This is a genomic window from Oryzobacter telluris (genome assembly GCF_043099285.1).
Taxonomy (GTDB): Bacteria; Actinomycetota; Actinomycetes; order Actinomycetales; family Dermatophilaceae; genus Oryzobacter; species Oryzobacter telluris.
The window spans coordinates 804845-816172 of sequence record NZ_CP170723.1; the positions used below are offsets into that span (position 1 = coordinate 804845).

9 protein-coding genes are annotated in these 11328 nt (G+C 75.0%); 4 read left to right on the plus strand and 5 right to left on the minus strand.

What is annotated here, in order from left to right:
- The first annotated feature begins 9 nt into the window (after positions 1 to 9).
- The 3 genes from ACFLFB_RS03630 to ACFLFB_RS03640 all read left to right on the plus strand — a co-directional run bounded on the left by ACFLFB_RS03630 (position 10) and on the right by ACFLFB_RS03640 (position 4878).
- Complete coding sequence (locus ACFLFB_RS03630) at positions 10 to 786, plus strand: ABC transporter ATP-binding protein (protein ID WP_392544344.1); 777 nt, start codon at positions 10 to 12, stop codon at positions 784 to 786.
- Between the two features lie 2 nt (positions 787 to 788).
- Complete coding sequence (locus ACFLFB_RS03635; protein WP_392544345.1) at positions 789 to 3350, plus strand: ABC transporter permease; 2562 nt, start codon at positions 789 to 791, stop codon at positions 3348 to 3350.
- 244 nt (positions 3351 to 3594) lie between these two features.
- Entirely contained in the window at positions 3595 to 4878 is a 1284-nt protein-coding gene (locus tag ACFLFB_RS03640) for an amidohydrolase family protein (protein WP_392544346.1), read from the plus strand.
- Here the strand turns inward: ACFLFB_RS03640 and ACFLFB_RS03645 are convergent.
- Together ACFLFB_RS03645 and ACFLFB_RS03650 are read right to left on the minus strand one after the other, a co-directional pair.
- A complete protein-coding gene (locus ACFLFB_RS03645; RefSeq protein WP_392544347.1) occupies positions 4871 to 5161 on the minus strand; it encodes a WXG100 family type VII secretion target in 291 nt (96 codons plus the stop codon). The two genes, ACFLFB_RS03640 and ACFLFB_RS03645, sit on opposite strands and share 8 nt — an antisense overlap.
- 110 nt (positions 5162 to 5271) lie before the next feature.
- Positions 5272 to 6369, minus strand: coding sequence for a DNA glycosylase AlkZ-like family protein (locus tag ACFLFB_RS03650; RefSeq protein WP_392544348.1), 1098 nt, complete (start codon positions 6367 to 6369; stop codon positions 5272 to 5274).
- Between the two features lie 52 nt (positions 6370 to 6421).
- On the opposite strand from ACFLFB_RS03650, the gene ACFLFB_RS03655 reads away from it, so the two are divergent.
- A complete protein-coding gene (locus ACFLFB_RS03655; protein WP_392544349.1) occupies positions 6422 to 7198 on the plus strand; it encodes a DUF4031 domain-containing protein in 777 nt (258 codons plus the stop codon).
- Here the strand turns inward: ACFLFB_RS03655 and ACFLFB_RS03660 are convergent.
- The 3 genes from ACFLFB_RS03660 to ACFLFB_RS03670 all read right to left on the minus strand — a co-directional run bounded on the left by ACFLFB_RS03660 (position 7179) and on the right by ACFLFB_RS03670 (position 11289).
- Entirely contained in the window at positions 7179 to 7835 is a 657-nt protein-coding gene (locus tag ACFLFB_RS03660) for a hypothetical protein (RefSeq protein ID WP_392544350.1), read from the minus strand. The genes ACFLFB_RS03655 and ACFLFB_RS03660 overlap by 20 nt on opposite strands.
- Before the next feature lie 31 nt (positions 7836 to 7866).
- The gene (locus tag ACFLFB_RS03665) at positions 7867 to 9738 is read right to left on the minus strand and encodes a DUF2339 domain-containing protein (protein ID WP_392544351.1); all 1872 of its coding nucleotides are present in this window, start codon (positions 9736 to 9738) and stop codon (positions 7867 to 7869) included.
- Positions 9739 to 9834: 96 nt separating this feature from the next.
- Positions 9835 to 11289 (minus strand): trypsin-like peptidase domain-containing protein, encoded by a 1455-nt coding sequence (locus ACFLFB_RS03670; protein ID WP_392544352.1) that lies wholly within the window; start codon positions 11287 to 11289, stop codon positions 9835 to 9837.
- Between the last annotated feature and the right edge of the window lie 39 nt (positions 11290 to 11328).

The following is an 11328-nucleotide window of genomic DNA, read 5'->3' on the forward strand; positions in this document are numbered from 1 at the left end:
GACCTGCCGATGACTCTCGCCGACACCGCCGCCCCGACGAGCGCCCGGCCGGCCTCGGCCGCCCGGGTCGAGGGCCTGACGAAGGTGTACGGCTCCGGGGAGACGCGGGTCGTCGCCCTCGACGACGTCACCCTCGACCTCCACGCGGGGGAGTTCACCGCGATCATGGGCAAGTCGGGGTCGGGCAAGTCCACCCTGATGCACTGCGCGGCCGGGCTGGACTCGGCGACCTCCGGCCACGTGTGGCTCGGCGACGTCGACCTCACCGTGCTCAAGGAGAAGCACCTCACCGAGCTGCGCCGCGACCGCATCGGCTTCGTTTTCCAGGCCTTCAACCTCGTGCCCACCCTCACGGCCGAGGAGAACATCGTCCTGCCTGCGGCCATCGCCGGGCGCACGCCCGACCAGGCGTGGTTCGACGAGGTCGTCGACACCGTCGGCCTGCGCGACCGCCTCGGCCACCGGCCCGGTGAGCTCTCCGGCGGCCAGCAGCAGCGCGTCGCCTGCGCCCGAGCCCTGGTGGGCCGGCCCGACATCGTCTTCGCCGACGAGCCCACCGGCAACCTCGACTCCACGTCGGGCGCCGAGGTGCTCGGCTTCCTCCGCCGGGTCGTCGACACCCACGGCCAGACCGTGGTGATGGTGACCCACGACCCCGGCGCGGCCAGCTGGACCGACCGCGTCGTCTTCCTCGCCGACGGCCACGTCGTCGACGAGATCCGCGAGCCCACGCCCGAGCGGGTCCTCGAGCGGATGGCCGCGCTCGACTCGTACGTGAAGGCCTGACGGTGCTGCGCGCCACGTGGCGCAGCCTGCTCGCGCGCAAGCTGCGGCTCTTCCTCAGCGCCTTCGCCGTCATCCTCGGCGTCGCGTTCGTCGCCGGCTCCTACGTCTTCACCGACACCCTCGACCGGGCCTTCACCGGGCTGACGAGCGGTGCGGTCGGCGACGTCATCGTCCGTCCGGGGACCGCCGGTGACGCCGGGGGAGGCGGCGGGCCCGGTGGCGCCGCGGGGACGCGCACCGTACCGGCGTCGCTGGTCGACGAGCTGGCGAAGGTCCCGGGTGCGGCCCGGGCCGACGGGCGGATCACGAGCTTCGGCACGTTCGTCGTCGGCAAGGACGGCAAGATCCTCGGCGGCGGGGGACCTCCCGGCATCGCCGTCAACTACACCGCCGGTCCGGCGGCCAACGGCGTCTCGGCCGCGGTCCTCCAGCGCGGGCGCTTCCCCACCGCGGCCGGCGAGATCGTGCTCGACGAGGCGACGGCCGAGAAGTCCGGCTACCTCGTCGGGGACACCGTCCCGCTCGTCACGGCCACCGAGCAGCCACGGCTGGAGGCCCGCCTCGTGGGCACCGCGAAGTTCGGCGGCTCGACCCTCGTCGGCGCCAGCGTCGTCATGTTCGACACCGCGCAGGCGCAGGAGCTCTACCTCGAGGGGGAGGACGCCTTCTCGCAGATCTGGGTCTCCGCCGCGCCCGGCACCACCCAGGAGCAGCTGAAGACGGCGGTCGAGGCGGCCCTGCCCAAGGACACCCAGGCCGCGACGGGCGACGCCACCGCCGCCCGGGCCGCGAGCCGCATCGACGAGGCGCTGTCGTTCGTCACGACCTTCCTGCTCGTCTTCGCAGGGATCGCGCTGACGGTCGGGGCGTTCCTCATCGTCAACACGTTCTCGATCCTCGTCGCCCAGCGCAGCCGCGAGCTCGCGCTGCTGCGGGCCATCGGGGCCAGCCGCCGACAGGTGGCGCGCTCGGTGCTGCTCGAGGCGGCGCTCGTGGGGTTCGTCGGCTCGGCGTTCGGGATCGGGCTCGGGGTGCTGCTCGCCATCGGGATCAAGGCGCTGTTCGGGCGGATCGGCCTGGACCTCAGCGAGAACCCGCTCGTCGTCGACCCGCGGACCATCGTCGTCAGCCTCGTCGTCGGCGTGCTCGTCACCGTGGCGGCGGCCTACCTCCCGGCACGACGCGCGGGGAGCGTGCCGCCCGTGGCCGCGATGCGCGACGACGTGGCCCTGGCCGAGAGCGGCCTGAAGTGGCGCCTCACCGTGGGAGCGCTGCTGCTCGCCGCGGGTGTCGGTGCCATGGTCGCCGGGCTGATGGACGTCGGCTCGGAGCCCACCTACGTGCTCGGCGGCGGCGCCTTCGGCGTGCTCGTGGGCACCGCCCTGCTCAGCCCCGTGCTCGGCCACCCGGTTCTGGCCGGGCTGGGCTGGGTCTACCGGCGGCTCTTCGGCGCCGTGGGCCTGATGGCCGAGCAGAACGCCCGCCGCAACCCCCGCCGCACCGCGGCCACCGCCTCCGCGCTGATGATCGGCGTCTCCCTCGTGACGATGATGGCCGTCCTCGGGGCGTCGACGAAGGCCAGCCTCGACAAGTCCCTCGCCGAGGACATCATCGCCGACTACGTGGTGACCAACCCCGTGGGACAGCCGTTCTCGAGCGCGGTCGCCCGCGACATCGAGAAGGTCCCCGGTGTCGGGCAGGTGGCCCGGATCCGGGGCGCCGTGCTCCAGGTCGACGGCGACCGCGACTTCGCGGCCGGGGTCGACCCGGCCGTCATCACCAGCGTGGTGCGCCCCGACGTCGTCACCGGGTCGCTCGCCGACCTCGACGTGCGCTCCGTGGCGATCTCCACGACGCTCGCGAAGGACAGCGGGCTCGCCGTCGGGTCCACCGTCACCATCGGGTACGCCGGCGAGGAGAACGAGCGGACCGTCGTCGCCACGTACACCGAGGACGCCGCGCTCACCGCCGACGTCACGATGTCGCTCGACGGGTTCGACGCCATCGGCGTGCCGCCCACCGACCGCACGCTCTACGTTACGGCCGCGCCCGACGCCGACCGGCCGGCCCTGCGCCGCGCCCTCAACGCCGCCGTCGCCGAGCTGCCCACGGTCAACGTCAACGACCAGGCGGAGTTCGCCGCGTCGCAGCGTGAGCCGATCGACCAGCTGCTCTACATCGTCTACGCGCTGCTCGGGCTGGCCGTCGTCATCGCCATCCTCGGCATCGTCAACACGCTCGCCCTGTCGGTGATCGAGCGGGTCCGCGAGATCGGGCTGCTGCGAGCCGTGGGCCTGAGCCGGCGCCAGCTGCGCACGATGCTCCGGCTGGAGTCGGTGGCGATCGCGGTGCTCGGTGCGGTGCTCGGCATCGTGCTCGGGCTGGCCTTCGCCATCGCGCTGCAGCGCTCGCTCATCGACGACGGCATCGACGTGCTGTCGATCCCGGTGGGCCAGCTCGCCCTGTTCGTCGGGGCGGCCGCCCTCGTGGGTGTGCTCGCGGCGCTGTGGCCCGGTCGACGTGCCGCGCGCCTGGACGTCCTGCGCGCCATCGCCACCGAGTAGGGCGAGGCGCGCGCGGGGCTCCGCGGCGCGCAGCCCCCGCCGCGGGCCTCGGCGGCAGGTGACAGCCGCGGGGTGCGCTCGCTGTCGGGTCCTGACAGCCACACGGCGCGGGCGCGAGGTCTAGCGTCGGACCCGGACCGGTCTCCACGAGCGGTCCACCGGATAAGCGCGACGTCAGCGAACTCGCCGGTGCCCCCTCGCCCGGGGCGTCCGCGACGCCCCCCGTTCCCCTCCGGAGCACGCCATGGCACCCACCCCCACCCACCTCGTCGTCACCGAGGCCCGCCTCCTCGACGGCCGCGTCGTCACCGTGCACGCCACCGACGGTGTCGTCACCCGCCTCCAGCCGCACGGCGAGGAGGTGGCCGCCCCGCCCGGCGCCACCGTGCTCGCGGCCGAGGGCGGCCTGGTCACCGAGGCCTTCGTCAACGGCCACATGCACCTGGAGAAGGTGCACACCCTCGCGGCCGTCGGCGACGACGCCCTCGCGGCGTACACCTCCGGCACGATGGGCGGCTCGCTGACCTCGATCGACCTCGCCTCGGCGGTGAAGTCGACCTACGACCGGGCGTGGATCGAGCCGAACGTGCGGCGGGCGATGGAGGCCGCGCTCACCCACGGCACGCTGCACGTGCAGGCGTTCGTCGACGTCGACACCAAGGCCGGGCTCGAGGGGCTGCACGCCGTGCTCGCGGTGCGCGAGGAGTACCGCGGCCTCGTGGACCTCCAGGTGGTGGCCTTCCCCCAGGACGGCCTGCTCCGCGACGACGGTGCCGCGGCCCTGTGCGAGGAGGCGATGACGCTCGGGGCCGACGTCGTCGGGGGTATCCCGTGGATCGAGGACACCGACGCAGACGCCCTCGAGCACGTGGAGTGGGCCTGCCGGCTCGCCGCGCGGCACGGCGCCCGCGTGGCCATGCTCGTCGACGACGCCGGCGACCCGTCGCTGCGCACCACGGCGATGCTCGCCGAGTCGATGCTGCGCCACGGTCTCGTCGGGCGCGGGGTCGCCTGCCACGCGCGGGCACTGGCGACGTACCCGGAGCCCACCCTGCTCCGGCTGGAGGGGCTCGCCCGACGTGCCGGGCTGGGCTTCGTCTCCGACCCCCACACCGGGCCGCTCGCGCTGCCGGTGCGCCGCTTCCTCGACGCGGGGATCCCGGTGGCGCTCGGGCAGGACGACATCGAGGACGCCTACTACCCCTTCGGACGGCACAGCATGCTCGAGGTGGCCTTCCTCGCCGCGCACCTCCTCGGCTTCCTGTCGGGCCCGGACCAGCAGCGGCTCGTCGAGCTGGTGACCACGCGGGCGGCCGCCGTGCTCGGGCTGCGGGACCACGCCCTGGTGGAGGGTGGCCCCGCGACGTTCTGCGTCCACGGGTCCGAACGGGTCGTCGACCTCCTGCGCGAGCACGCCGCCCCCCGCTGGGTGGTGCGCGACGGACGCGTCGTGGCGCAGACGTCGACCACCACCCGCACGGCGACGACCGGCCTCGACGACGGCCCAGCCGGCCCGGCCCTCAGCTGAACAGGCGCACCGCCTGCGCCTCGGCCTCGGCGTACTGCGCGCCGGCCGCCCCGAGGACCTGCCCGATGGCGTCGAGGGAGGTGCGCACCTGCTGCTGGGTGCCGCGCCACTGGCCCACGACGCCCTGGAACTGCGCTGAGGCCGACCCGGTCCACGCGTCCTGGAGGCCGGTGAGCCGCGCCATCATCACTGCCACCTGCCCCTCGATCTCGGTGGAGATGCGGGCGACGTCGCCGGCCGCGGCGGCGATGCGGTCGGTGTCGACCTGGAACTGTGCTGCCATCGTGAGAACCCCCTGGTCACGGGCCACCGCGGTGGCGACCCCTCCCGACCGACCCTAGGGCGGACGTCCGACGGCGCCTCCGGGTTGTCCACAGGCCCGGGAGGGCGCCCTCAGCCCGCGTGGACCAGCTCGAGCCCCAGCCACCGGGCGAGCGCGCGCAGCTCGCGCTCCACTCCCTGCGCCGCGGCGGTGGTGTGCTCGTCCCAGTGCACGGCGTCGACCCGCAGCACCCCGCGGTCGCGGTCGGCGGTGGCGTCGACCTTGCCGACGAGGCGGTCGCCGTGCAGCACGGGCAGCGCCCAGTACCCCCACCTCCGGGCCGCCTTCGGCTTGTACATCTCCAGCAGGTACTCGAACTCGAAGACCTCCGTGACCCGCTTGCGGTCGGCGACGAGCCGGTCGAGCGGGGAGAGCAGGGCGGTGCGCCCGCGGAAGGGGGTGTCGAGCAGCTCGGGGTCGACCCGCCACTCGCCCCGGACCCCCTCGACGACCGCCGCCTCCCCGGCCGCACCGACGTGGTTCGGCTCCACCGGGTGCTGGGTGGCCCTGGCCCGCGCGATGCCGAGCGCGCGCAGCCGCCGCCGGTCGCGCTCGGCCACGGCCTCGGCGAGCGGCACGGTCGGCGTCTCGGGGTAGACCCGGTCGGCGAGGTCCCAGAGCCGCTCGCGCCCCTCGCGCGCCCCGACCGCGACCTCCCCCCTCGACTCGAGCAGGGCCACGAGCATCCGGACGTTGCGGTCGTCGTTCCAGCCGCTCGACCGCCAGGGGACCACGCAGGTGTCCGGGAGGTCCCGCGACGACAGCGGCCCCTCGGAGCGCAGCAGGGCGATGACGTCCTCGTGGCACGCGCGGTTGGCGTCGAGCCAGTCGGCGACGTCCTCCATCCACTCCTTGAGGGGTGGCGGTCCGGGCCACGCCGCCCACCCGGCCCGGAACAGGGCGACGTCCTCACCGGGCCGGAGCATGCCGTCGAGCTCGACGACCCGGCGGTCCTCGAAGAGCCGGTCGAGCTCGTCGGGGTCGTACTCGTTGCCGATCCGCGACCAGAGGACGAGGTCGGCGCTGGGGGACACGTGGGCGGTCATGTCGACCTGGACCACCGTGAGACGGCGCACGACCTCGAGGACGTCGGTGGGCCGCGGGGCGCCGAGGAGCTGGGCACGCACCGCGAGGCGGCGCGCGTCGCGTCGGCTGAGCTCGAGGACCACGCCCCGACGCTAGCGCCGGGCACCGACGCGCGCGCCACCTACGATCGGGGGCGTGGCCATCCTCATCGACCCGCCCCGCCCCGAGGCGCACGGCCGGCGCTGGTCACACCTCGTCAGCGACGCCAGCCTGGCCGAGCTGCACGACTTCGCACGCCGGGTCGGCATCCCCGAACGCGGCTTCGAGGGCGACCACTACGACGTGCCCGAGGAGCGCTACTCCGCCGTGGTCGCCGCCGGCGCCCTCCCCACCCCGCCGCGCGACCTCATCAGGGCGCTGCGCGACAGCGGCCTGCGGATGCAGAAGCGCAAGGGGGACAAGGGCATCGCCCGGGTCAGGGGGGTGGCCTTCGTCGACGGCACGTCCGCCGACGTCGACCTCATCCGCTCCGACCGCGAGGCCGACGGTTCCCGCGTCTTCGCCGCCATGGCCTTCGTCCGCGACGCCGCCGGTGACTTCGCCGTCGTGCACTCGGTCCGTCGGGCGGAGTGGGGCGCACCGGGAGGGTGGCGCGAGCCGGGGGAGTCGTTGCGGGAGAACGCCGTCCGCGAGGTGCGCGAGGAGACCGGGCTGGTCGTCGAGGAGGCCGCGCTGCGCCCCGTCGGCTACGAGCGGTTCCACTCGCGTTCGTCCGGGGGCCTGTGGCGCGAGGGCCACGACCTCCTCCAGGTCTACGTCGTCGACCTGCCCACGCGGCGCCCGCCGATGACGGCCGAGCTCGACGACACCTCCGACCGGCGCTGGGTCACCTGGACCGAGCTCGTCGAGCTGTGCTCCGACCTGTTCTGGTGGCCGATGGCGGAGGCGACGCTCAGCCCGCGAGCCGGGTGAGCTCGCGCGCGAGGTTCTCGCGCGCGACGGGCTCCCACTCCGAGCGGCCGTGGGCCGAGCGGTACACGTGCGGGCGCACGAGGAAGGGCCGCAGGACCTCGCTGCGCCCCGTCGCGTAGTCGGCCACCGGCACGTGGGCGTACTCCTGGCGCACCTGCCGGCAGTACTCGTCGAACCGGGCGACCGGGGCCGCGAGGATCCACAGGTCGGCGTCGTGGAGGACGACCCGGGCCGGGTCCTCGGCGTCGATCGCCGCGAGGTCGTGCGAGACGGTGTCGAGGACGAGGGTCCCTACGCGAGAACGGATCTCGTCGCGGACTCCCAGGCGCCGCAGCTCGCCCTCGGCCAGGGCCGCGCTCTCGGCCTCGTTGGTCTCGTGCGCCTCGGGGGAGTAGACCGCGTCGTGGAACCAGGCGCCGAGCAGGGCCACGGTGCGGTCGTCGGCGGGGACGTCGCCCGCGGTGCACAGCGTGTCGGTGGCGGCCAGCACCTCACCCAGGTGGGTCGTGTCGTGGTAGTGCCGGTGCGGCTCCCGCCAGCGGCGCAGCAGGCGTGAGCCCACCTCGTCGACGTCGGCCTGCCCGACCCGTGCCACGCCGGCGCAGTCGGTGCGCCAGCGCCCCCTCAGCGCGTCCATCCGGACACTCTGGCAGAGGGGGCGCCCGGCGTCACGCGGTCAGGCGACGTCGTTCCCAGGCGCGGGCGTACATCGTCCCCGTGGCGAGGAGCAGCAGGCCCGTGACGATGAAGGCGACGGAGCGGACGATGCCGCTCAGGGCCGACAGGTCGTAGAGGAACAGCTTCGCGACGCTGAGGCCGCTGAGCAGGAGCCCGCTGCGCAGGACGAGGTCGGAGTCGCCCGAGCGGTCCAGGCCGCGCAGCAGCAACCAGGCCGCCGCGAGCATCCAGGTGACGGTGGCCGCGGCGTGCCCGACGGTGAACCCGGTGCTCGTGGCGCCGACCCGCTCCCCGACGAGGGCCGCGACCGACACGAGGGCGGTGGCGGAGGCCGCCAGCCCGGTGACCCAGGCGACGAACGCGGCGAGCCGGCGCACGTCCTCCGTCAGCCCACGCTGGGCGGAGACCGCCCACACGCCGACCACGACGAGGCCACCGGCGAGCACGCTGTCGAGGATGCCGGTCGCGAGGTCGTGGCCCAGGGCACCACGCACCGTGAGGACGGCCACCGGGTGTCCCAGCCACGCGAGGAGCGCGACCACGCTCGCCCCACCCGCGAGGGACAAGGTGGTGCGGGCCCGGGTGCTGCCGGCGACGGCGAGGTGACCGATGGCGAGGAGCAGCAGACCGGTCCCGATGAAGCGCTCCGGGGCCCCGGACACCACCGCGAGGACGGCGGCGACGGTGCCCGCGGCGCCCGCGGTGGCGACCAGGTGGGTGGCCACCGGGCCGAGCGGGCGGCGCGACAGGGCCGTGGCGGCGAGGAGCAGGACGGCCGCGGCGCCGGCGAGGACGAGGGTGCGCGTGGGCTCGCCCATCGGCATCGCGCTGACCCCCAGGCCCACGGCGGTGAGCGCCAGGGCCACCGAGGCGGTGACGTCGGACGCGGACCGCCCCACCGACACGGCCGAGGTGACGACGGTGGCGAGCAGGACGACGACCGCCACGACGAGGTGGCCGGTCGTGTCGACGCCCTCGGGCGCCGACAGCACGGAGGCGGCGAGGAGCGAGAAGGTCACCGGCAGGACCCGCACGAGCGTGAGGACGGGGCGCGGCGTGGTGCCGCCCGCCCACCACGCGGTGAGGCAGAGGACGGCGAGGAAGGCCGAGACGACCCAGGTGAGGTCCTGGGCGACCACGGGGGCGAGGACGGCGGCGCCGCCGACGGTGAGGACGGCGAGCAGCTCGCTGTCCCAGCGGCGGGCGAGGTGCAGACCGCCGAGCGCCAGGGCACCGGCGAGGACCAGCCCGACGGCCGGGCCGACGAAGCCGTACCCGGCCGTCATCGCGACGACGTCGAGGTAGGCGGCGGCGACGCCCGTGGCGACGAGGGCCACCGGGGCGCTGCCGACGCGGGCCCCGACGCGCGGGGTGCGCAGGTCGGTCTCGCCGCCGCGGACGCCCAGGGCGACGAGCAGGCCGGCGAGGACGCCGCCCGCGGTCACCCGGGCCACCGGGCCGAACCAGCCGTGCTGGACCGCGAGGACGAGGAGCATGGCGACGCCCGCCATGGTGATGACGGCGCCGGTCACCGCCAGCGCGGCGGTGACCCGGCCCTCGCGCCGGTACCAGGGCTCGGCGGGCTCGGCGAGCGGGGGGAACGGCGGCACGGGCGGCACCGTCGCGCTGGGCGATCCCGGTGCCATGTCCGGCCCGGGGACTGCGGGGGCGACCGGGGTCGTCGGCGGGGCGGGCCGGGGGACCGGACCCGTGGCGAGGGGCTGCGGCACGGTGACCGGGCGCGCCTCCTCGAGGTCGAGCTCGGTGCGCAGGTGCGCCAGCCCGTTGCCGACGGTGTAGAGGCGCTGCATCGCGTCGGCGAAGTCGGCCTCGAGCTGGTGGACGGCGGTGCGGTTGCTCATGCTCCCCACGATGGGGCCGGGCACGCCGGAGGCGCCTGAGCACGCGCACTCAACGTGCGGGCCCGGGCGCCTCCGGTGGGTGGTGCGGTGCGGGCCTCAGCCGCCGTTGCCGCTCCCGTTCCCGTTCCCGTTGCCGCTGGTGTCGGTGCTGGGCTTGGCGACGAGGGTCGCCGTGACCTGCGTGCTCTTCCCGTCGCGCAGGACGGTGAGCTTCACCTGGGCGCCGGCGCTGCGCTCGCGGATGTGCCCGACGAGGGAGTCGGCCGACTCCACCCGCTCGCCGTCGACGGCGGTGATGACGTCGCCGACCTTCAGGCCCGCCTGCGCCGCGGGGGTGCCGTCGCCGACCGAGGTGACCTCGGCGCCGGCCATCGAGCCGGACCCGTCGCTGGCCGAGCCGTCCTTGGGCGTGACCCCGAGGTAGGCGTGCGTCGCGGTGCCCGAGTCGATGAGCTGGCGGGCGATTGTCGTCGCCTCGCTGACCGGGATGGCGAAGCCGATGCCGATGTTGCCCGACTGGCCCGAGGACGAGGACCCGAGCGACGCGATCGAGGAGTTGATGCCGACGAGCTGGCCGGCGGCGTTGACGAGGGCGCCGCCGCTGTTGCCCGGGTTGATGGCGGCCGAGGTCTGGATCGCGTTGGTCACCACGGGCTCGGTCTGGCTCTGCTGGAACGGGTCCTGCGAGCTGCTCTCGCCCTCGGTGCGCACCGGGCGGTTCAGCGCGCTGACGATGCCGGTCGTCACGGTGCCCGACAGCCCGAGCGGGTTGCCGACGGCCATGACGGGGTCGCCCACCTTGAGGGCGTCGCTGTCGCCGATGGCGACGGGCTCGAGGTCGCTCGGGGCGCCGCTAATGGTGATGACCGCGAGGTCGGTCGACGGGTCGGTGCCGCGCACCTCGGCGTCGAAGGTGCGTCCGTCGGAGAGCGTGACGGTGAGCTTCTGGGCGCCGCTGACGACGTGGTTGTTGGTCAGCACGTGGCCCTTGGCGTCGATGATGACGCCGGACCCCTGGGCGCCGCCCTGCTGGCTCGTGGCGGTGATGCTGACGACGCTCGGCGTGACGGCCGCGGCGGTGGCGGTCCAGTTCGGTGCGGAGGCATCGGCCTGGACGACGGGTGCGGTGTCCGTGCCGCGGCCCAGCGGGGTCGAGGACGACGTCGTGGAGGGGGTCGACGTCGTCTCGGGGAACAGCCGGACCGCGGCGACGGTGCCGCCCGATGACAGCAGGGCGGCGAGCACCGCGACGGCCGTGAGCTCGGCCGTGCGGCGTCGACCGGAGCGCGGGGAGGGGGAACCCTGCGGACCGGTCGGCCCCGACGGTCCGAACGGGCCCTGTGGCGGGGCCGGCACGTGTCCGGTCGGGGAGTAGGGGGGCTGGGCGCCGTACGGGGGCTGGGGGATCGGCGCCGTCGGGGCGCCTCCGGCGGGCTGGCCGGGGGCGGGCATCGCCGAGGTGCCGGGTGCCGGCGGTGCGGCGGGTGCGGGCTCCGTCGCGGTTCCGCCGCGCGGGGAGTACCACTGCGGGGTGGTGTTCGAGTCGCTCATGGTGACACTCCTTCGGTGGGAATCTGGCTGAGCGCCAGT

Coding starts and splice junctions, on each gene's coding strand:
- ACFLFB_RS03630 (WP_392544344.1), top strand. CDS start 10: ATGACTCTCGCCGACACCGCCGCCCCGACGAGCGCCCGGCCGGCCTCG.
- ACFLFB_RS03640 (WP_392544346.1), top strand. CDS start 3,595: ATGGCACCCACCCCCACCCACCTCGTCGTCACCGAGGCCCGCCTCCTC.
- ACFLFB_RS03645 (WP_392544347.1), bottom strand. CDS start 5,161: ATGGCAGCACAGTTCCAGGTCGACACCGACCGCATCGCCGCCGCGGCC.
- ACFLFB_RS03660 (WP_392544350.1), bottom strand. CDS start 7,835: ATGGACGCGCTGAGGGGGCGCTGGCGCACCGACTGCGCCGGCGTGGCA.
- ACFLFB_RS03665 (WP_392544351.1), bottom strand. CDS start 9,738: ATGAGCAACCGCACCGCCGTCCACCAGCTCGAGGCCGACTTCGCCGAC.
- ACFLFB_RS03670 (WP_392544352.1), bottom strand. CDS start 11,289: ATGAGCGACTCGAACACCACCCCGCAGTGGTACTCCCCGCGCGGCGGA.